Raw genomic sequence first — 19,196 nt, 5'->3', positions numbered from 1 at the left:
ATGCAACGCTCGGTCTTCGCCGTGCTGCTGGCCGGTGTTGCTGTCGGCGTGGCGCAGGCGGCGACATTCAAGCTGACCCTGCTCGTCCCCGCCGACGACCCCCGCCTGGAGCGCAGCCGCACCGAACGCGCCTACCTCGGCCATCCGGGTGGCCCGGCGGCGGATGGCCTGCAGGTCGCGCTGAAGGAGGCGAAGTTCGAGCTGGAAGCGGCCGGCGCGGCGTTGACGCTGGAGACGGTGCCGGTGGCGAACGCGGCGGCGGCGAAGGACGCGGCGCTGAAGGCAGAGAAAGGCGGGGCGGCGGTGGTGCTGTCCGACTTGCCCGGCGACTGGATGCTGGCGGCGGCGGATGCCATCAAGCTGCCGGTGCTCAACCTCGGCGATGCCAGCGACCGGCTGCGGGAACAGGATTGCCGCCCGCGCCTGCTGCACCTGCTGCCCAGCGAGCGGATGCGCACCGACGCCTTGGCGCAGACCTTGGCGGCGACGCGCTGGGGGCAAGTGCTGCTGCTGACCGGCCCGACGCCGCTCGACGCGCAGCGCAGCGCGACCGCCCAGGCGTCGATCAAGCGTTACGGCCTGAAGCTCGTCGCCGCCAAGCCGTTCAAGCTCTCGGCCGATCCGCGCGAGCGCGATCTGGCGAACCTGAAGCTGCTGACGGGCACGGCGGGCAATGCGGCTTACGACGTGGTGTGGGTGGTGGACAGCGACGGCGAGTTCGCCCGCACGCTGCCGTACCGGACCAGCCTGCCGCGCCCGGTGGTCGGCGATGCGGGATTGACGGCGCTGGCGTGGTCAGCGCAGTTCGAACGCTTCGGCGCACCGCAGGTCTCGCGGCGTTTCACCAAGGCGACCGGCCGCCCGATGACCGCGCACGACTGGGCCGCGTGGATGGCGGGCAAGGCCCTCGTCACCGCGGCCACCGAAGTCCCCAAAGGCCCGGCCTCGGCGTTCGCCAAGGCGCTGACCGAACTCGACTTCGACGGCTCCAAGGGCACGCCGATGGGCTTCCGGGCGTGGGACGGCCAGTTGCGCCAGCCGATGCTGTTGACGGACGGGCAGGGCGTCGTGGCGATGGCGCCGGTCGAAGGCGTGCTGCATCCCAAGAACAACCTCGACACCCTCGGCAGCGATGCCCCTGAAAAACTCTGCAAGGCGGCCCGTCCATGAACCTCGGCCACGCCCTGCAAGCGATGCGCGCCATCGTCTGGCGCGAGATCGCCAAGTTCTCGCGCCAGACCGGGCGGCTGGTGTCGGCGCTGGTGCGGCCGCTGCTGTGGCTGGCGGTGTTCGCGGCCGGGTTCCGCAACGTGTTCGGGCTGGCGATCGCCGAGCCGTATGACACCTACATCCCGTATGACGTGTACATCGCGCCCGGCCTGATCGGCATGGTGCTGCTGTTCAACGGCATGCAGTCCAGCTTGGCGATGGTCTACGACCGCGAGATGGGCTTGATGCGCCTGCTGCTGACGGCGCCGCTGCCGCGCCCGTGGATCTTGTTCTCGAAGCTCACCGCCACCGCCGTGCTGTCGCTGGCGCAGGCGCTGGCCTTCGTCGTGATCGCCTGGGCGATCGGCACCGAGCTGCCGCTGATCGGGCCGCAGACGCCGCACCTGCTGTTCGCGGCGGTGTGCGCGTCGCTGATGCTGGGGGCGCTGGGGCTGCTGCTGAGCGTCCACATCAAGCAGCTCGAAAACTTCGCCGGCACGATGAACTTCGTGATCTTCCCGATGTACTTCATGTCCACGGCGCTGTACCCGCTGTGGAAGCTGGAGGAGTCCGGCGCCGGCTGGGTCTACCAGATCGCCCGCTTCAACCCGTTCACGCACGCGGTCGAGTGGATGCGTTTCGCGATGTACGGCAAGGACGCGGGGATGTCGCCGTGGATCGTGCTGGGGACGCTGGCGCTGTGTTTCGCGCTGGCGAGCTGGGGCTATGACCCGCAGCGGGGGTTTGGCGCCTTGACCAAACGGGGCGGCGGTGGCGGTGGAGGTCCGGCATGAAGGCATTGACGCGGCTGTGGCGCAGCGCGGGCGGGCAGGGCGAGGTCAACGAGCCGCTGCTGCTCGAATGGCTCACGCTCGGCGGTCTGCTGGTCTTCGCGACGTGGTTGCTCGGCACGCGCGGGGTCTGGCACCTGCTGCTGAGTTCCGACCCGACCGGCCTGACGCTGGTGATCATCGCGGTGTTCGTCGTCTCGACGCTGTGGTGCGGCGGTCGCTCGCGGGAGCTGGAGCGCCAGCGGCGGCTGATGGTGCAGGCCATGTCCACGCGCCACGAAGGTCTGGTGGGCGTCGAGGGCTGGGCGGCCGACTACTGGTCCGCGCTGGCCGCCGCGCCGCGTGATGCGGGCGCACCGCTCGACCTGCTGATGGACCAGGCGCAAGGCCCGCACCACACCGCGTGGTGGGTCAACGGCATCCAGCTCAAGCTCGGGCTGCTGGGCAAGGTGATCGGCTTCTCGATCCTGGCGATCCAGATCGGCCAGATGCAGAGCTTCGACGCCGCGCAGTCGCAGGACTTGCTGCGCAGCCTGACCTCGGGGCTGGGCGTGGCGCTGCTGACGACGATGGTGGGTTTGGTGGGCAACATCGTGCTGGGGCTGCAACTGACGCGGCTGGACCGCTACGCCGACGCGCTGGTCAGCGACTGCCAGCGGGCCGGCCTGACCATCGGCCGCGACGCCGGCCGCAGGGACTGACGCATGGCCACGCGCAGCGGTCGGGGGCGGTCGGGGGGACGGGAGGCCGAGGTCGATCCGTTCTACGACATGCTGTTCAACATGCTGATCGCGTTTGTCTTCTGTTTCATCATCGCGCTGCTGGCGATGAACCCGAAGGCGCTCAAGACCGGCGACATCCCCGCCAAGGCCGAGTACATCATCACCGTGTCGTGGCCGGACATGAACCCCAACGACATCGACACCTGGGTGCAAGACCCCGGCGGCAACCTCGTCTGGTTCCGCGCCCGCGAGGCCGGGATGATGCACCTCGACCGCGACGACCGGGGCCTGTCGAACGACACCATCGTCGTCAACGGCCAGAAGATCATCAACCCGATCAACCAGGAAGTCGTGACGCTGCGCGGCATCGCCCCCGGCGAGTACACGGTGAACGCGCACTACTACGACACCAAGGACGGGCAGCCGGTGAACGTCACGGTGTCGGTGCTGAAGGTGAATCCGCGGGCTGAGATCGCCTATTACGGACAGGCCACGATCGCGCGCAAGGGCGACGAGGCGACGCTGGTGCGCTTCACGCTGTTGCCCGATGGCAGCGTGGGCAGCGTCAACACCTTGCCGCGCACGCTGGTGCAGCGGATGTAAGACAGGAGCGACGAGACATGACACTCGCGGTGGTATTGGGCTGTGTGGTGCTGGCGATGCTGGCGGTGCTGGCGCTGCTGTGGTCACGCTGGCCGGTGTGGCTCAAGGGGCTGCTGGTGGCGGGCGTGTGCGTGTTCTATTTCTGGGCCGACGAGGCGGTGCATCAGATGTGGGGCTGGCCGAGCACCGATCCGCTGCCGGAGCGGTTCGTGCTGCTGGCGGCGGTGTTCGAGGAGCCGACGACCAAATCGGCCGGGGCGCTCTACGTCTGGGTGCAGGCGCTGGAAAACGGCAAGCCGGGCAAGGCGCCGCGGGCCTACCAGCTTCCCTATGCGAAGGACTTGCACGCCCTGCTGAGCGAAGGCATCAAGAAAGCCCGCCAAGGGGTGACCCAGATGGGCACCGCCGAGCCGAAGGCCGGCAAGCGCGGGCTGAACTGGCTGCGGCCAGGTTCGGACGAGCAGAACGTGAAGATCCGCGACCTGCCCGCGCCGCAGTTGCCGGAGAAGTGACGTGGCCAACGTGATGCGCGCCGCCTTTGTTCTTGCCCCACTCGGTCTGGCGGTGGTGTCGCTGTTGACCGCGTGCAGCGAGCCGCCCGGCACGTCGCTGTTCCCGCTCGACCAGGGCCGAAGCTGGACCTACCGCCTCACCAGCGAGTGGGAGAACAACACCAGCGAGCGCGAGACGGTGGTCCTGACCAACGTTGGCCGCGACAGCACGCTCGACTCCGGCGCAGCCTTCCGGCGGCGCAGCGACTCGGGCATCGACTACTGGCTGCGCGCCGACGCGACCGGCATCTACCGCGTCGCCACCAAGATGGACGTGGAGGACGCGCCGAACCTCGATCCGAAGCCGCGCTACGTGCTCAAGGCGCCGATCGCCGTCGGCACGGGCTGGCCGGCCTCGACCACGACCTACCTGCTGCGCCGCCGCGCCGACTTCCCGCCCGAGATCCGCCACAGCCATCCCTCGGTGCCGATGGTGTACACGGTCGTGGCGCTGAACCAGAAGGTCGAGACGCCCGCAGGCGCGTTCGACGGCTGCGTCAAGGTGCAAGGCGAGGCGAAGCTGAAACTGTTTTCCGATCCTGTCAAGGGCTGGCAGGACATGCCGCTGACGACGCTGGAGTGGTATTGCCCTGGGGTCGGCCTCGTCCGCGTGGAGCGCAGCGAGCCGGCCAATTCGACCTTTCTGATGGGCGGAACGATGAAGATGGAACTGATGTCATGGCATTGATGAACCGCCGCCACGCCCTCGGGACGCTGGCGGCTGGCGTGTGCGGGGCGCTGGCTGCGCCGGTGATGGCGCAGGCGGCCGAGCGGTTTCCGGCGCGGCCGATCACGCTGTGGGTGCCGTGGCCGGCGGGGGGCGCCACCGACGTGACGATGCGCTTATTGGCCGAGCTGGCGGGGCGGCAACTGGGGCAGCGGGTGATCGTGGACAACCGCGCCGGGGCGGGCGGCACGCTGGTGATGCCGATCCTGCAGCAGGCCGCGCCCGACGGCTACACCATTGCCCAGTTGCCCCAGCCCGTGCTCCGGGCGCCGCATCTGCAGAAGGTGCTGTGGGATCCGATCCGTGATACGACGCCGATCCTGCAGATTTCGGGCGTGACCTTCGGCGTGGTGGTGCCCGGCGGCAGTGCGCTGAAGTCGCTGGACGATGTGTTCGCGTGGGCGAAGGCGCATCCGGGCGAGCTGACGGTCTCGACCAACGGGGTGGGCACGACGCCGCATGTGGTGTTCGACGAGCTGTGCGCCAAGCGGGGGTTGAGCTATGTGCATGTGCCGTACAAGGGCACGTCCGAGCAGATGCTGGCGGTGTCGTCGGGGCAGGTGATGGTGGGCATCAACTCCAACGGGTTCGCGCCGTTCGTGGATTCGGGGCGGCTGCGGCTGCTGGTGACGTTCGGCGAGCAGCGCACGAAACGCTGGCCGGCGGTGCCGACGCTGAAGGAACTCGGGCACGGGATCGTCGCCACGTCGCCTTACGGGCTGGTCGGGCCGCGGGGGATGCCGGCGGGGGTGGTGGCGGTGCTGCACGAGGCGTTCAAGGTGGCGATGAACGATCCGGCGCATGTGGCGGAGCTGGCGAAATACGACCAGGAGCTGGCGTATCTCGATGCCGAGGACTATGGGCGCAGTCTCAAGGAGGGGTTTGCGGGGGAGAAGCGGGTGGTGGAGCGGATGGGGTTGAATAAGGGCGGGTGATTTTTATTTTCAATCACAATGTTTAAACCACCGGCTTTAGCCGGTCAGCTTTAGCTGTGAGACTGATTTTTGAATTTTGTTTGTGCTGTGTTTGGCTCAGGCCCTGGATTCGCTGACTTTCAGTCGGCGGGCCTGAGCCTCATCCCACCAGCTTTAGCTGGTGGTTGTTGAGTTAGCGACTGCTGTATTTTTGATGTAAAAAGACCGATCACTAATGGTAATTCGGCTTCAATATTTATCTGCTTAACTTGTCGCTTTGGCGATGCCGCCCGAAACCCCGGCACCAACGATGGCACCAGCACTTGTTACAACAACCGTTCCGACGGCCATGCCGCCGCCACCGGCCGCCACTGCCCCGCCCCCTAGCGCAGCCAAGGATGCGTTTGCAAGGGCTGCACCTGACAAAGTGCTGATTGCTGTTCCTGTGCTGGCTGCCCCAAGCAGCCCTGCACTGCCAGCCACAGCGGCAATTGTTGGTGCCGTTGCCAATGCCAATCCGCCGGTAGCGACCGTTCCCGCTGCTATAAGCAGCGTCTTTCCTGGATTTTCTACAACAGCATCTACGGCATCACTCATCAAATCGATTGCGCCACTCGCGACATCACCCACGAGTTCGCCAGTAAAACTGGCAACGCCTCCAGCAATGCCTGCTGCACCGCTTGCAACGTCAGAAACTATATCTACGGCACCAACTGCGGCATCGCTAGCAATGTTGAATGCGCCTCCTACTGCGTCGCCAGCGAAGCCGACAACGTCACCGGCAATATCAGCCGCGCCGTTTGCAACATCGCCAACTATGTCGAGGGCGCCACTCACTGCGTCACTAATAAAATCAAAAAATCCCATGGATTGATCCTGCTAGAGCCAGATTGAAGAAATATTGGGAAGACGGAATTCGGGTGTCTTTCCCTGACTTGCTACGGTTTGAGTCGCTGCCGAGCCCAGCTTGTTCATTAGCGCAGACCCAAGGCGACAAAGGATGGTTTTGCACTTTGGCTTTGTATGTGAATAAATTCACGATTTTGCGAATCGGTCTCATGGAATTTCGTAGCGTTCAACCACGACCGCCCCATCTTCCTCCTCGAAGACTTCCAGCGCCTGATTGACCAGATCCGTCCGCACCGCCAGTTCCTCCAGCGCAATCCCGAACAGATCCCGCTGTCGCGCCAGATCCATGACATGGACCGAATTCAGGCAGACCAGCCCCGCGTGGATCGGCTGCTGCGCGTGATGCCCGCCCAGCTTGCCAGGGCCTCCACCCCGGAAATCGACCGAGTTGTGCGTCACCAGCGTGTAGTCATGTTCGACCACCAGCCGCACCAGTTTCCAATCCTTGGTGCCTGACCACCCCAGATCGCGGACGCAACTCGATTCGACATGTCCCGCAGCCACAGCAAGTCCGACGAGTGCTGGCGACAGACACTCGTCGATCAACAGCTTGCAAGTCATGTCTGCGCTGGCCTCACGACCCGAGAAGACAGCGGCTTCATCTGCGGATTCATTTCACCCAACGGACGCGGCCGACCCCGACGCGGATGCACGGCGGCATAGACCCGCGCCGCGCTCAGATGCGTGTCAGTCAGGAACCGGAACGACTCGCGCAACTCCGCCTTGTCGACGCCGCGGTCCAGCGACGCCAGCACGGTGTCGATCGGCACCCGCGTCCCGGTGAAGCAGGGCGCCCCACCCATGACCTCCGGATCGACCGATACCAGCGCATCGGCGTCGTCCACCTCCCGCGCCCGCACGAACGCCTGAGCGACGAACGGCCCGACATCAATGTCCACCCCCGTGCGGAACACGCGCCAGCTCACGTCACGGGGCAGACTGTGCAACGCCATCACCTCGGCGGGATCGGGCAGATGCGCCACCCGCAGCGTCAGTTCTTCCAGCACCTGTCGCCGCGCACTGGCGACCAGCACACCCTCGGTGTCGTAGTAGAAGCGGGCGAATGCCGCTCCCAGCCGGGCGAACAGCCGCGTCGAGCCGTCCTGTCCAAGCAGTGCGGACGGCACCAGATGCTCGTCCATGACCCGGTGCATCTGCCGGTCGTTCAACCCGGCGATGAAGGCGGCTTCGGCCGTCGGTACATAGGAAGCTGTCAGCGACATTTCAATTCCTCCGAATGATCGGAAGTGTAGTTGACAGCCGCTTGGACGTATAGGGATTGCGCCGCGACTTCATCTTGTCTTGTTCTGCGCGACCCTGTGCGGCTGTTGCACGGCCGACGGTGCATCAGGTCGGCTGCTTCTCCGAACCTGCAACCGCACAAAGCCGCGCAAATGCCTTGGCGAAAAAATCCGTGCTCCCGAAGTTCCCCGACTTCAGCGCCACATGCACCGCCTCCCCCGGACACAGCGGCGACTGCACCGCCGTCCACGGCACCCCCGGATCGATCTGCGGCCCGATCGCCATCTGCGTGACCCCCAGCGCCTGCACGACCGCGCCGGATGTTTCCCCGCCCGCGACGACCAGTTGCCGCACGCCGGCTTGCACGAGGCCCGCCGCGATGCGCGACAGCGTGTGTTCCACCAGCGCGCCAGCTTCGGCCACCCCGAGCTGCGCCTGCACCGCGCGGACGGACTCCGCTTGCGCTGTGGCATGGACCAGCACCGGCCCTGACCCTTGCGCCAGCAGCGGCGCGGCCCAGTCCAGCGCCTGCCCGACCACATCGACCCCGGCGGCGATGTCGAGCGGGTTCACCGCGAACGCCGGCCCGCCTTGCGCCCGGAAATGCTGCACCTGCGCATTCGTCGCCACCGAGCAACTGCCGGACACCACCGCCTGGCGCCCGGTGGCGGGCGGCAGTTGGTCCGCGGCCTCGCCCGGGGTCTGCCAGTTCTGCGGCAGGCCGATGGCGATGCCCGAACCCGCCGTCACCAGCGGCATCCCGGCCAGCGCCAACCCGATGCGCAGCAGGTCGGCATTGCCCACCGCGTCCACCACCGCGATGCCCACGCCCTCGGCCTGCAAGTCACGGAACCGCTGCGCGATGGCCTCGGCACCTCGTGCCACGACCGCCTGCTCGACCAGCCCGACCCGCCGCCGCGTCTGCGCCTGCAGCACGCGCACGAGGTTGGCATCGGTCATCGGCGTCAGCGGGTGGTGGCGCATGCCGCTGTCCGACAGCAGCACGTCGCCGACGAACAGGTGGCCCTTGAACACCGTGCGCTGGTTGTCCGGGAAGGCGGGGCAGGCGATGGTGAAGCCCTGGCCGGGGCCGTGCAGCGCGTCGAGCAGGGCGTCCGTCACCGGGCCGATGTTGCCCGCCGGCGTCGAGTCGAAGGTGGAGCAGTATTTGAAATACACCTGCGCCACCCCCTGCGCCTGCAGCCAGCGCAGTGCGGCCAGCGACTGCACGACCGCCTCGTCCGCGGGAATGGTGCGCGATTTCAGCGCGACCACGATCGCGTCGGCGTTCACCAGCGCGTCGGCATCCGCCGGCACGCCGATGGTCTGCACCGTGCGCATGCCGCTGCGCACGAGGTTGTTGGCGAGGTCGGTGGCGCCGGTGAAGTCGTCGGCGATGCAACCGAGCAGGGGGCGGCGGTGCATGGACGTGGTCATGGCGTCGGCTCGGCTTGCGGCAGCGTGATGCCGGGGAAGATCTTGATCACGGCCGAGTCGTCCTCGCGCCCGAACCCGGCCGTGGACGCCTGCATGAACATCTGGTGCGCCGTCGCCGACAGCGGCAGCGGGAACTTGGTCGCCCGCGCCGTGTCGAGCACGAGGCCGAGATCCTTCACGAAGATGTCCACCGCCGACAGCGGCGTGTAGTCGGCGGCGAGCACATGCGCCATCCGGTTCTCGAACATCCAGGAGTTGCCCGCGCTGTGCGTGATCACCTCGTACAGCGCCGCCGCGTCCACCCCTTCGCGCAGGCCGAGCGCCATCGCCTCCGCCGCCGCCGCGATGTGAACCCCGGCGAGCAACTGGTTGATGATCTTCACCTTGCTGCCGTTGCCCGCCCGGTCGCCGAGCTTGTAGACCTTGGCCGCCATCGCGTCGAGCGCACCGCCCACCTTGGCATAGGCGTCGGGCGAGCCGGCGGTCATCATCGTCATCTGGCCCGATGCCGCCTTGGCGGCGCCACCGGAGATCGGCGCGTCCAGGTACCCCACGCCCAGCGCCGCCAGCCGCGACTCCAGCGCGACGGACCAGTTCGGGTCCACGGTCGAGCACATGACGAAGACACTGCCTGGCGCCATCGCCGCCGCAGCGCCGTGTTCGCCGAACAGCACCGCCTCGGTCTGCGCGGCGTTGACGACCACGCTGACGATGACCCCGCAGTGCGCCGCGACTTCGGCCGGATGCGCGCAGGCCACGCCGCCTTCCTCGGCGAAGGCTTGCGCCGCCTCGGGCCGGACATCGCAGACGTGGACGCGGTAGCCCGCACGGCGCAGCGAGCTGGCCATGCCGCGGCCCATGGCGCCCAGGCCGATCACGCCAATCGCGTCGGTCGTGTCGGTCGTGTCGGTCGTGTCGGTCGCGGGGAGGGGAATGGGTGGATGCACGGTGAACTCCTTTGCCTTCGCCTGCAACGCTGTCGGAGGCTTTGGTGTGATGATTGAACCGGCAGGCAATATAACCGCCGTCGGTCCCGGATGCCGGGCAGGTGGGGGTTTCTCCGGGAAGACGTGGAGCTGCTGCGCAGGGGTGCCGCAGCTATGCTCCAGCCATGGTCCGCTCCACTGCCTTTGCCCACCCGACCCATCTGCGCGTCCACCAGTACCTGGGCTTGAATCCTGGCCCGCGGCTGATCGTGCTGGGGGCTGTGCATGGCAACGAGACTTGCGGCACACAGGCCCTGCAGGGCTTGATCGAGGCCCTGGACCAGGGCCGGCTGACCTTGCTGCGTGGCCAGCTCACCCTGGTGCCGATCGCCAATCCGCTGGCCTACGCCCGCCACGCCCGCGAAGGCGAGCGCAACCTCAACCGCAAGCTCGTGCCGCCCGCCATTCCGCAGGACTTCGAGGACCGGATCGCCCGCGTGCTCTGTCCGTTGCTGCAGGCGCACGAGGTGCTGCTGGACCTGCACTCCTTCCACACCGCCGGCGCCCCGTTCGTGATGGTCGGGCCACACGACAACCAGGGCGCGCTCGAACCCTTCGCCCACGCCGAGGCCGAGACGGCGCTGGCGGCCGCACTCGGGCCGCGGCTGGTGGTCGAAGGCTGGCTTGAAACCTATGCCCACGGGGTTGCCCGGCGCCGGGCGCATCCTGTCACCACGGCACAGGCCGCACCCGATCCGCAGTTCGGCGTCGGGACGACCGAGTACATGCGGGCCTGCGGTGGCTACGGCGTCACGCTCGAATGTGGACAGCACGACGACCCGCAGGCGCCCGCGGTGGCGCGGCGGGCGGTGCTGCGGACCTTGCGGTTGCTGGGCATGGTCGCGGAGGTGCCGCAGGAGGCAGCGGACACAGAGGCCGCGGGCGCAGGGGCGGTGGCGCCTGTGTTGCACACGGTGATGTGCCTGTTCGACGTGATCGACTGCGCGCACGCGGGGGACCATTTCAGCCGCGAGTGGGCGAGCTTCGACCCGGTCCGTGCGGGCGAGGTGCTGGGCTACCGCGACGGCGGGCGCCCGGTGGTGGCCGAGACCGATGGCTGGATCGTGTTCCCCAATCCGCGGGCGCAGGTCGGGCAGGAGTGGTTCTATCTGGCGCGGGCCAGTGCGCGGCGTCTCTGAACGCAGACCGGCTCCGCGTGTTCAGCGCAGCGCCGCCAAGGCTTGCGCCGCACCCGGCACCCCCTTGGCCTCGGCATAGCCCAGGTAGCGGCGCGCGCCCGCCAGATCCCGGCGCAGCCCCGTCCCGCTGGCCAACCGCCGGCCCAGCGCGTAGCAGGCGCTGGCGTGGCCGAGGTCTGCCGCCTGCTGCAAGGTGGTCAATCCCGTCTGCAACCCGCCCACGCGCGCGGCGAACACCGGCGTGAGCTGGACCAGCGCGAGCGTGTAGAGCGCCTCGGGCATCGGCGGGGCGGGCAGCGCGTCGAGCGCCGTGGCGGCCGTCTGGAGTGCTGCGGCCGAGCGGCCGTGCAGCTCCAGCGTGGCCCGCGCCTGGCCGATCACGGCCGCACTGTGCAGTGCCGATCCGCGCTCCAGCCGCTCCAGTTGCGCCGGCAGTCCCTCCAGCAACGGCTCGGCCGCCCGTGGATCAGCGGCCACGCCGTCCGTGCCCAGCAGCACCTGCCACGCGCGCACCAGCCGGGCGCGCGGGTCGGCGCTGGCTTGCCCGGCGGCTTGCGCCAGGGCGGCGGCATCGGGGTAGCGGCGCAGGCGGAAGTCCTTGCCTTCGCTGACCAGCCAGGCATCGAGTTGCGGCGCCAGGACCGCGGTGGCCTGGGCTTGGGCCGTGTGCTGGCGGACATGCGGCAGCCGGGTCATGGCCCCCGCACTGGTCAGCGCCACCACCGCGGCGGCGGCCAGCGACACCGCCTGCCAGCGCCGCACCGCTGCCGCGTGCCGCAGCGGGCGCAGCAGGCGGTCGCCGTCGGGGATCCGCAGGGCGTTGGCCAGTTGGCGCCGCATCTGCCAGTCGGCCACGACCCAGGCAACCACGCCCAGCGCCAGTGCCAGCGCCGCACCCGTCCACAGCCCGATCCGAGGACTGCCCACCGCCACCGCCAGGGCCGCCACCCCACCGATCCCGGCCAGGCACAACAAGCGCGGACGCCAGGCGCGTTGCAGCCACAGCCGCTCGATCGCCCGCTGCGCCGCGGCCAGCGCACGCGCCTGGTAAGCCGTGTCGGCCATGCCGGGATGGCGGCGGTCGATCTCGGCCGGCGGGGTGCGGGCGGCGATCTCGCGGTTCAGCGGCGATTGCAGGAAGCGTTGCAGCGCGTCGCCCAGGTGACGCCCGCTGCCCGCGGCGTTCTTCTCCAGGGTGCTGAGGTCGTGTGCGAGCAGGAGCGCGGCGACGTGCTGGTGGTCGAGGATCTCCAGTGCAGGGCCCAGCGCGGTGAAGCGCATCGGCTGGCCCGCCACGAGCAACTGGGCCTGCCACACCGGCAGCTTCAGGCGCTGCACCGCCTGCACGGCGAGCGGTGCAGTGGTGTAGCGGACCTGTTCGAGCGTGCAGGTGTCCAGCAGTGTGGTCACCTCGGTCAGCCGTGACGCGATGGCCTCGGCGATGGCGGCGTCGGGGTGGTGGATGTCCAGCCGGTCCTCGATTTCCAGACGTTCGCGGACGCAACCCCGCTGGTGGCGCCAGCCGGTGGCGGCGCACTCGGGGCAGGCGTGCCATTGCTGGCCTGCGCAGTCCGGGCACGTCACTTGTCCAGTGGCCGCGCAGCGGGCGCAGTCCTGTTCGCCCTGGCCGTCGCAGGCCGTGCAGCCCAGCCACCCCTGGCTACAGGCGGCACAGGGCGCCTGCGTGGCCTGGTCCTGCCCACGGCCGCCGCATGCACCACACGCCAGACGCCCGAGTCCCCGGCATTGCCGACAGGCGCCGCGCCGCTGGCCCTGGCAGTCCGGGCAAACCTGTGCGCCCCGGCCCGCGCAGCCGGTACACGCGAGGCGGCCACGCTGGGCGCAGAGGGTGCAGGCCCACTCGGCGCCGACCATCTCCTCCAGCCCCTCCAGCCCGGCACTGAGCCCGCGGCCCGCGGGCAGCAGGCGCCGGTAGCGGCCGGGCTCCTCGGTGGCCCATTGCTGGATGCGGGTGGCGGTGAGGGCTTCGGCCGTGGCCAGACGCTGCTGCAGTTCGGACACGACGGCCGCAGCGTCGGTCAGGACGAGGGTGCCGGGGGGCAAGCGACCGGGGTGCGCCACGGTGTCGATGTCCAGCTCGATGCGCTGGCGGGTGGTCACGACCAGCTCGGCCGCCGACGCCTGATCGGGGAGCAGCTCCTTGAGGTCCGCGGCCTTGAACCGGGTGATCGCCTCCAGTGCTGCGCCGATCACTTCGGCGATGCGCCGCCTTCGCCCCGTGTCCTGCCCTTGTCCTTGCCCCTGCACACCCGACATCCAAGACCCCCTGCCTTTGTTCGCCATCCGGCCCGTCAAGGGAAAGATTACACAACAAAGCCCTCGGGCCACCGCCCGGCCCTGCGGTATCGGTCAGCGCGGCACGGGGGAACGGTGCCGGTAGCCCAGCACGTAGCACAGCCGATAGAGCCGCCGCAGCGGGCGGGCGTCGAGGCGGACGGTGGGGCGTGGGCAACTGTGCGGGGCATCCGTGGCGGGGAGGATCTTGACGTGGCCGACGACGCGCACGCCCAGCTCGGTCGTCGATTCGGACAGCAGGCCGTAGCCGTGGCAGGCGTACAGGTGCAGCGCCGCGACGTTCGTGGTCGCGCACTGCAGTCCGATCCGCTGGCACTGCCAGTCGCGGCAGACGGACTCGGCGTGTGCCACCAGGTGGTGCGCGATGCCGTGGTGGCGCAGATGTTCCTCGACCGCCAGCAGGTTGATCCACAGCGTGCCGGTGTCCTGCCGGGGTTGTGCATGCAAGATGCCGACGACCTGGTGACCACCCAGCCGCGCCACCCGGAAATACGGCAACTGGTGGCACAGCCAGTGGCCCAGGCTCGCCTCGCGCACCAGGGGGAAGTTGCGGGCCACCAGCACGCTGATGCTGTGCCAGTCGCGCATCCCGGCCGGCCCGATGGTGAGTTGTTCCGCCAGCAGGTGCGCGGAGTGCGGGGTGGTCAGGCAGGTGAGGGGTGGCAAAGAAGAAAATTCTGGCATCAGTGGAACCCGTCTGAACCGGGCAGGATGCTAACGAGTCAGTCAGTTTCGCAGTTTCATCGATCGCTACCCATGCCCAGCACGCTCGCCGCCCCTGTCCACAGTGAATGCATCCTCAAGAAGAGCCGTTTCATTGGCTGCGTGCAGCCGGTGGCCGACCGTGCGGCTGCACAGGCGGTGGTCGCGGCCCTGTGGCAGGCGCACCCCGGGGCACGTCACGTCTGCTGGGCGCTGATGGCGGGCGGGCAGTCGGCGGCGGTCGATGACGGCGAGCCAGGAGGCACCGCCGGGCGGCCGATGCTGGAGGTGCTGCGCCACCAGGATCTGGAGGGCGTGCTGGCGACGGTGGTGCGCTATTTCGGTGGTGTGAAGCTGGGTGCCGGGGGCCTGGTGCGGGCGTACACGGACACGGTGGCCCAGGCGCTGCTGGGTGCGCAGAAGGTGCCGCTGCGGCGCTCCAGCGTGCTGTGCTGCACCGTGCCGTATGCGCTGGAGGGGCTGGTGCGGCGCGAGCTGGTCACGCTGGGCGCGGTGCTGGGCGAGGTCGGTCACGCCAGCCTGGTCACGCTGGCCTTCCGCATCCCCGACACCGACGCGGCCCGCTGCATCGCCCGGCTCGGTGACGCCACCCAGGGCCGCATTGGCTGGCTGGACATGATGGATGTTGTTTGATGTTGCCTGATGTTGTTGGAATGGTACCGATAGGTGCCCGGTGGTACATTTGGGCACAAGAATGTATAAACAGTGAAATAAATCACTAACAATCTGCCGCTGAGGGAGATGCACATGCCAAATCTAGCCTGGAAAGACGCCTTGCAGCGCCGAGACCCGCCCGCGGTCGCTGGTGCCGCCTCGGCGGAGTTCGATCCGACGCTGTGGACCTGCTCGGTGTGTGGCAAGGTCCGTGCGCGCGATCTGCTGCACAGCAAGGCCATCCTGGGTCGGCAGACGCTGGTGTGTGCGCCGTCGTGCCTCGGTGCGGAGCGGCGCGCCAACGGTCGCTGAGGGGCGTTGAAGACCGCTCCGGGAACCCGCCTCGATAGAATCGGCCGCGACGCCGTTGTCTATCCCGAGTTGCCCGATGCCCACTCCCCGTTCTTCTTCCCGCCCGCCGCCCGCGTTCTTCCAGCGTCTGTCGATGGCATTCGGCGTGCTGTTCAGTCGCGAGCTGGCGCAGCGTTATCTGGCCGCTGACCGCGCCCCGGACCAGACCGCCTCCGCACCGGCTCCAGCTCCAGCTCCCGTGCAAGCTCCTCAGACCATCACCCTGAAGGAAGCCACCCCCGACGCCGCGTTGCAACTGCTCGGCCTGCTCCAGCGCGAGGCCCGCCTGATCGACTTCGTGCAGGAAGACCTCGCTGGCCACGCCGACGCGGATGTCGGCGCCGCTGCCCGTCTCGTCCACGAAGGCTGCCGCAAGGTGTTGCAAGCGCATTTCACCCTCGCCCCTGTCCGCACTGAAGAAGAAGGCCGCCGCCTCACGCTGCCCGCCGGCTTCGATGCCGCCGCCGTGCGCCTGACTGGCAACGTCGTCGGCCAGGCCCCGTTCACCGGCACGCTCAGCCACCGCGGCTGGCGCGTCACCGAGGTGCGCCTGCCGCAGCTCGCCGAACACCACGATGCCGCCATCGTCGCGCAGGCCGAGGTCGAGCTGTGAGCGCCGGTCCCCGCTACAGCCTGGGCATCGACCTGGGCACGACCCACTGCGCGCTCGCCTGGGTCGATCTGCACGCCAGCGACCGCGACCATGACAGCGGCGACGCCGACCACACCACGCACGGCATCCTGTCCATCCCGCAGGTGACGGCGCCGGGCATGGTCGAGTCCCGCGGGCTGCTGCCGTCCTTCCTCTACCTGCCGCACCCGGACGAGCTGGCAGCCGGCGACCTGAGCCTGCCGTGGGGCGAAGAGCAGGGCGGCTCGGTCGGCACGATGGCCCGCCAGCGCGGCGCGACGACGCCGATCCGCCTCGTCTCCAGCGCGAAAAGCTGGTTGTGCCACCCCGGCGTGGACCGCCGCGGCGCCATCCTGCCCCACGACGCGCCGGCCGAAATCGCCCGCGTGTCGCCGCTGGACGCCTCGCGGCGCTACCTTGCCCACCTGCGCGACGCCTGGGACCACGCCCATCCCGACGCGCCCTTCGACCAGCAGGCCGTCACGGTGACGATCCCCGCGTCCTTCGACCCTGCCGCCCGCGAGCTGACCGCCGAGGCTGCGCGCGCCGCGGGGTACGGCGCCGTCACGCTGCTGGAGGAGCCGCAGTCGGCACTCTATAGCTGGCTCCAGACCAGCCAGGGGGCATGGCGCAAGGCGGTGAAGCCGGGCGACGTGATCCTGGTGGTGGATGTCGGCGGCGGCACGAGCGACTTCTCGCTGATGGCCGTGCTGGAGCGCGAGGGCAACCTCGAACTCACCCGCATCGCCGTCGGCGACCACATCCTGCTCGGCGGCGACAACATGGACCTCGCGCTGGCGCACACCGTGGCGCGCAAGCTGGCGGCCGACGGCAAGACGCTCGATCCGTGGCAGATGCGGGCACTGACCCACGCCTGCCGCGCGGCCAAGGAAGTGCTGCTGTCGGACCTGGACGCCCCGACGCAGCCGCTGGTCGTGCCCAGCCGCGGCTCGAAGCTGATCGGTGGCTCGATCCGCACCGAGCTGACCCGCGCCGAGGTCAGCGCGCTCATCCTCGAAGGCTTCTTCCCGCAGGTGCCGTCGTCGGCGCGCCCGGTGCAGAAACCGCGCATCGGCCTGACGCAGCTTGGCCTGCCGTATGCGCAGGACGCCGCCATCACCCGCCACCTCGCCGCCTTCCTCGCCCGGCAGGTCGGCGCGCTGGCCGATGTGGACGGACTCGCCGCCCGCCAGCCCGAGGACGCCACCTTCCTGCACCCGACCGCCGTGCTGTTCAACGGCGGCGTCTTCCGCGCCGGGCCGCTGGCGCAGCGCACGCTGGACACGCTCAACGCCTGGCTCGCCGAAGCCGGTGCTCCCGCAGCGCGCCCGCTCGACGGCGCCGACCTGGATCTGGCGGTGGCCCGAGGCGCAGCGTATTACGGCCATGTGCGGCGCGGACGCGGCGTGCGGATCCGGGGCGGAACGGCGCAGGCGTACTACGTCGCGATCGAGTCGTCGATGCCGGCAGTGCCCGGATTCGACGCCCCGATGCAGGCGCTGTGCGTGGCGCCCTTCGGCATGGAGGAGGGCAGCGATGTCGCGCTCGACGCGCAGCCGTTCGGGCTGGTGGTCGGTGCGCCGGTGCAATTCCGCTTCCTCGGCTCGTCGGTGCGCCGACAGGACGTGGCCGGCACGCTGCTCGACCTCTGGTCCCCCGACGAACTCCACGACATCGGCGACATCCAGGCCACGCTCCCCGCCCAGGGCCGCACGCCGGGCGAGGTCGTCGCCGTGACCCTGCACGCGGGCGTCACCGAAGCCGGCACGCTCGAACTCGCCGCCGTCCCCCTCGGCGGCACCGAGCGGTGGAAGGTCGAATTCGACATGCGCGGCCAGTCTTCGGCCGCGTGATGGCGGGCGCCGGGCCGTTCCTCGTCGGCATCGACCTCGGCACCACCCACACCGTGGTCGCCAGCGCCCGCGCGGGCGGCGGCGCAGGGGCTGGCGAGATCACCCTGTTCGACATCCCCCAGTGGACCGGCCCCGGCGAGTGGTCCGCCCGCCCGCTGCTGCCCTCGGTCCGCTACCACCCTGACGACGCCGACCCCTTCGTCGGCCACCACGCCCGCCAGCTCGGCGCGCAGGTGCCCGGCCGCCTCGTCAGCAGCGCCAAGAGCTGGCTCTCGCACCCCGGCGCCGACCGCCTCGCGCCCATCCTCCCCTGGGGCGCGGACGACAGCGTCGGCAAGGTGTCGCCCGTCGAGGCCAGCGCGTCCTACCTCGCCCACGTCCGCGCCGCCTGGAACCACGCCCACCCCGACGCCCCGCTCGAAGCCCAGACCGTCGTGCTCACCGTGCCCGCGTCCTTCGACGAGGCGGCGCGGGCGCTCACGCTGCAGGCGGCGCGGCTGGCCGGTCTGCCCACGCTGACGCTGGTGGAGGAGCCGCAAGCCGCGTTCCACGACTGGCTGTTCCGCCACCGCGAGACGCTGGCCACGGCGCTGGGCGGCGTGCGGTGCGTGCTGGTGTGCGACGTGGGCGGCGGGACGACCGACTTTTCGCTCATCGACGCGCCGACCCTGCGCCGCACGGCCGTCGGCCAGCACTTGATGCTAGGCGGCGACAACATGGATCTGGCGCTCGCGCACCTCGTCGAGCGCCGCTTGAACGGGGCGCCACTGTCGAGCGGCCGGCTGTCACAGCTCCTCGGTCGCTGCCGGGCCGCCAAGGAGCAGTTGCTCGCTGCCGACGCGCCCGAGCAGGTGACGGTGACGCTGCTGGGCGGCGGTTCCCGGCTGATCGGGCAGGCGCAATCGGTGGTGCTGGGGCGCGACGAGGTGCGGGCGCTGCTGGTCGATGGCTTCTTTCCGCGCGCCGGGCTGCACGAGACGGCGCGGCGGGCGCGGGGCGGGCTGGTGGAATTCGGCCTGCCGTATGCGAGCGACGCGGCCATCACGCGCCAGCTCGCCAGTTTTCTGCAGCAGCATCTGGCCCCTGGCGAGCCGCTGCCGGACGCCGTGTTGCTCAACGGCGGCGTGTTCCGCGCCGACGCACTGGCGGAGCGGTTGTTGCAGACGCTGGCCGATTGGCGCGGCGGTGAAGCCCCGAGGCTGCTGCACAGCGACAACCCGGATGTGGCGGTGGCCCGCGGCGCCGTTGCGCACGCGCTGTCGCGGCAAGGGCGGGCGCCGCGCATCGGTGGTGGGGCGGCGCGCAGCGTCTACCTGCTGCTGGACGAAGGATCCGAAGCGGTGCAGGCCGTCTGCCTGTTGCCGCGGGGCAGCGAGCCGGGCCATGTGCTGGCGCTGGCCGAGCGCACCTTCACCTTGCGCCTGGGCCAGCCCGTGCG

The 19,196-nt window shown here is 69.5% G+C and carries 20 protein-coding genes; 13 read left to right on the top strand and 7 right to left on the bottom strand.

Going from position 1 to position 19,196, the window contains the following annotated elements; genetic code table 11:
* Genes QZW52_RS06335 through QZW52_RS06305 form a run of 7 tightly spaced genes read left to right on the top strand, consistent with a single transcriptional unit; the run spans nucleotide 1 to nucleotide 5,538 of the window.
* Nucleotides 1-1,170, top strand: coding sequence for a type 1 periplasmic-binding domain-containing protein (locus QZW52_RS06335; protein WP_293996449.1), 1,170 nt, complete (start codon nucleotides 1-3; stop codon nucleotides 1,168-1,170).
* Nucleotides 1,167-2,003, top strand: a complete 837-nt coding sequence (locus tag QZW52_RS06330) for an ABC transporter permease (protein WP_293996447.1) — start codon at nucleotides 1,167-1,169, stop codon at nucleotides 2,001-2,003. The genes QZW52_RS06335 and QZW52_RS06330 overlap by 4 nt, the downstream gene beginning before the upstream one ends.
* A complete protein-coding gene (locus QZW52_RS06325; RefSeq protein ID WP_293996445.1) occupies nucleotides 2,000-2,701 on the top strand; it encodes a MotA/TolQ/ExbB proton channel family protein in 702 nt (233 codons plus the stop codon). Before QZW52_RS06330 ends, QZW52_RS06325 begins: the two co-directional genes overlap by 4 nt.
* Nucleotides 2,702-2,704: 3 nt before the next feature.
* Complete coding sequence (locus QZW52_RS06320; RefSeq protein ID WP_293996443.1) at nucleotides 2,705-3,325, top strand: hypothetical protein; 621 nt, start codon at nucleotides 2,705-2,707, stop codon at nucleotides 3,323-3,325.
* A gap of 17 nt (nucleotides 3,326-3,342) precedes the next feature.
* Nucleotides 3,343-3,837 carry a hypothetical protein gene (locus QZW52_RS06315; RefSeq protein ID WP_293996441.1) on the top strand — a complete coding sequence of 165 codons (495 nt, stop codon included), beginning with the start codon at nucleotides 3,343-3,345 and terminating at the stop codon, nucleotides 3,835-3,837.
* A gap of 1 nt (nucleotide 3,838) precedes the next feature.
* Complete coding sequence (locus QZW52_RS06310) at nucleotides 3,839-4,564, top strand: TapB family protein (protein ID WP_293996439.1); 726 nt, start codon at nucleotides 3,839-3,841, stop codon at nucleotides 4,562-4,564.
* Entirely contained in the window at nucleotides 4,555-5,538 is a 984-nt protein-coding gene (locus QZW52_RS06305) for a tripartite tricarboxylate transporter substrate binding protein (RefSeq protein WP_293996437.1), read from the top strand. The genes QZW52_RS06310 and QZW52_RS06305 overlap by 10 nt, the downstream gene beginning before the upstream one ends.
* Before the next feature lie 243 nt (nucleotides 5,539-5,781).
* Here the strand turns inward: QZW52_RS06305 and QZW52_RS06300 are convergent, their stop codons facing one another.
* The 5 genes from QZW52_RS06300 to ltnD all read right to left on the bottom strand — a co-directional run bounded on the left by QZW52_RS06300 (nucleotide 5,782) and on the right by ltnD (nucleotide 10,040).
* A complete protein-coding gene (locus QZW52_RS06300) occupies nucleotides 5,782-6,384 on the bottom strand; it encodes a hypothetical protein (RefSeq protein WP_293996435.1) in 603 nt (200 codons plus the stop codon).
* A gap of 189 nt (nucleotides 6,385-6,573) precedes the next feature.
* Nucleotides 6,574-6,987 (bottom strand): DUF5615 family PIN-like protein, encoded by a 414-nt coding sequence (locus QZW52_RS06295; protein ID WP_293996433.1) that lies wholly within the window; start codon nucleotides 6,985-6,987, stop codon nucleotides 6,574-6,576.
* Entirely contained in the window at nucleotides 6,984-7,649 is a 666-nt protein-coding gene (locus QZW52_RS06290) for a DUF433 domain-containing protein (RefSeq protein WP_293996431.1), read from the bottom strand. Before QZW52_RS06290 ends, QZW52_RS06295 begins: the two co-directional genes overlap by 4 nt.
* A gap of 124 nt (nucleotides 7,650-7,773) precedes the next feature.
* Nucleotides 7,774-9,093: a 3-oxo-tetronate kinase gene (gene otnK / locus QZW52_RS06285; RefSeq protein WP_293996429.1), complete on the bottom strand. Its 1,320-nt coding sequence runs from the start codon at nucleotides 9,091-9,093 to the stop codon at nucleotides 7,774-7,776.
* Nucleotides 9,094-9,101: 8 nt separating this feature from the next.
* Nucleotides 9,102-10,040: an L-threonate dehydrogenase gene (ltnD, locus tag QZW52_RS06280; RefSeq protein ID WP_293996494.1), complete on the bottom strand. Its 939-nt coding sequence runs from the start codon at nucleotides 10,038-10,040 to the stop codon at nucleotides 9,102-9,104.
* 176 nt (nucleotides 10,041-10,216) lie between these two features.
* Here ltnD and QZW52_RS06275 point away from each other — a divergent pair, with 176 nt between their 5' ends.
* Entirely contained in the window at nucleotides 10,217-11,230 is a 1,014-nt protein-coding gene (locus QZW52_RS06275) for a M14 family metallopeptidase (protein WP_293996427.1), read from the top strand.
* 21 nt (nucleotides 11,231-11,251) lie between these two features.
* Here QZW52_RS06275 and QZW52_RS06270 read toward each other — a convergent pair whose 3' ends face one another.
* Together QZW52_RS06270 and QZW52_RS06265 are read right to left on the bottom strand one after the other, a co-directional pair.
* Nucleotides 11,252-13,507 carry a hypothetical protein gene (locus QZW52_RS06270; RefSeq protein WP_293996425.1) on the bottom strand — a complete coding sequence of 752 codons (2,256 nt, stop codon included), beginning with the start codon at nucleotides 13,505-13,507 and terminating at the stop codon, nucleotides 11,252-11,254.
* 93 nt (nucleotides 13,508-13,600) lie between these two features.
* Nucleotides 13,601-14,212: a GNAT family N-acetyltransferase gene (locus tag QZW52_RS06265; protein WP_293996423.1), complete on the bottom strand. Its 612-nt coding sequence runs from the start codon at nucleotides 14,210-14,212 to the stop codon at nucleotides 13,601-13,603.
* Nucleotides 14,213-14,302: 90 nt separating this feature from the next.
* Here QZW52_RS06265 and QZW52_RS06260 point away from each other — a divergent pair, with 90 nt between their 5' ends.
* From QZW52_RS06260 to QZW52_RS06240, 5 genes are all read left to right on the top strand, one after another.
* Nucleotides 14,303-14,902, top strand: coding sequence for an IMPACT family protein (locus QZW52_RS06260; RefSeq protein WP_293996421.1), 600 nt, complete (start codon nucleotides 14,303-14,305; stop codon nucleotides 14,900-14,902).
* Nucleotides 14,903-15,016: 114 nt separating this feature from the next.
* Nucleotides 15,017-15,235 (top strand): hypothetical protein, encoded by a 219-nt coding sequence (locus tag QZW52_RS06255; RefSeq protein ID WP_293996419.1) that lies wholly within the window; start codon nucleotides 15,017-15,019, stop codon nucleotides 15,233-15,235.
* 76 nt (nucleotides 15,236-15,311) lie between these two features.
* Nucleotides 15,312-15,887, top strand: coding sequence for a DUF2760 domain-containing protein (locus tag QZW52_RS06250; protein WP_293996417.1), 576 nt, complete (start codon nucleotides 15,312-15,314; stop codon nucleotides 15,885-15,887).
* A gap of 68 nt (nucleotides 15,888-15,955) precedes the next feature.
* Nucleotides 15,956-17,758, top strand: a complete 1,803-nt coding sequence (locus QZW52_RS06245) for an Hsp70 family protein (RefSeq protein WP_434738284.1) — start codon at nucleotides 15,956-15,958, stop codon at nucleotides 17,756-17,758.
* A partial coding sequence (locus tag QZW52_RS06240) for an Hsp70 family protein (RefSeq protein WP_293996413.1) occupies nucleotides 17,758-19,196 on the top strand: 1,439 nt, incomplete at its 3' end. The genes QZW52_RS06245 and QZW52_RS06240, both read left to right, overlap by 1 nt.

The sequence above is a fragment of the Sphaerotilus sp. genome (assembly GCF_013299175.1).
Taxonomy (GTDB): domain Bacteria; phylum Pseudomonadota; class Gammaproteobacteria; order Burkholderiales; family Burkholderiaceae_C; genus Sphaerotilus.
Note: the sequence above shows the minus strand (reverse complement) of the source record. Positions and strands in the feature narration are given on the sequence as shown.

Bases quoted from the DNA above. Each gene is read 5' to 3' on its own strand.
- QZW52_RS06330 (WP_293996447.1), top strand. From the start codon at position 1,167: ATGAACCTCGGCCACGCCCTGCAAGCGATGCGCGCCATCGTCTGGCGC.
- QZW52_RS06315 (WP_293996441.1), top strand. From the start codon at position 3,343: ATGACACTCGCGGTGGTATTGGGCTGTGTGGTGCTGGCGATGCTGGCG.
- QZW52_RS06305 (WP_293996437.1), top strand. From the start codon at position 4,555: ATGGCATTGATGAACCGCCGCCACGCCCTCGGGACGCTGGCGGCTGGC.
- QZW52_RS06325 (WP_293996445.1), top strand. From the start codon at position 2,000: ATGAAGGCATTGACGCGGCTGTGGCGCAGCGCGGGCGGGCAGGGCGAG.
- QZW52_RS06275 (WP_293996427.1), top strand. From the start codon at position 10,217: ATGGTCCGCTCCACTGCCTTTGCCCACCCGACCCATCTGCGCGTCCAC.
- QZW52_RS06295 (WP_293996433.1), bottom strand. From the start codon at position 6,987: ATGACTTGCAAGCTGTTGATCGACGAGTGTCTGTCGCCAGCACTCGTC.
- QZW52_RS06320 (WP_293996443.1), top strand. From the start codon at position 2,705: ATGGCCACGCGCAGCGGTCGGGGGCGGTCGGGGGGACGGGAGGCCGAG.
- QZW52_RS06335 (WP_293996449.1), top strand. From the start codon at position 1: ATGCAACGCTCGGTCTTCGCCGTGCTGCTGGCCGGTGTTGCTGTCGGC.
- QZW52_RS06260 (WP_293996421.1), top strand. From the start codon at position 14,303: ATGCCCAGCACGCTCGCCGCCCCTGTCCACAGTGAATGCATCCTCAAG.
- QZW52_RS06290 (WP_293996431.1), bottom strand. From the start codon at position 7,649: ATGTCGCTGACAGCTTCCTATGTACCGACGGCCGAAGCCGCCTTCATC.
- QZW52_RS06270 (WP_293996425.1), bottom strand. From the start codon at position 13,507: ATGTCGGGTGTGCAGGGGCAAGGACAAGGGCAGGACACGGGGCGAAGG.
- QZW52_RS06255 (WP_293996419.1), top strand. From the start codon at position 15,017: ATGCCAAATCTAGCCTGGAAAGACGCCTTGCAGCGCCGAGACCCGCCC.
- QZW52_RS06250 (WP_293996417.1), top strand. From the start codon at position 15,312: ATGCCCACTCCCCGTTCTTCTTCCCGCCCGCCGCCCGCGTTCTTCCAG.
- otnK (WP_293996429.1), bottom strand. From the start codon at position 9,093: ATGCACCGCCGCCCCCTGCTCGGTTGCATCGCCGACGACTTCACCGGC.
- QZW52_RS06300 (WP_293996435.1), bottom strand. From the start codon at position 6,384: ATGGGATTTTTTGATTTTATTAGTGACGCAGTGAGTGGCGCCCTCGAC.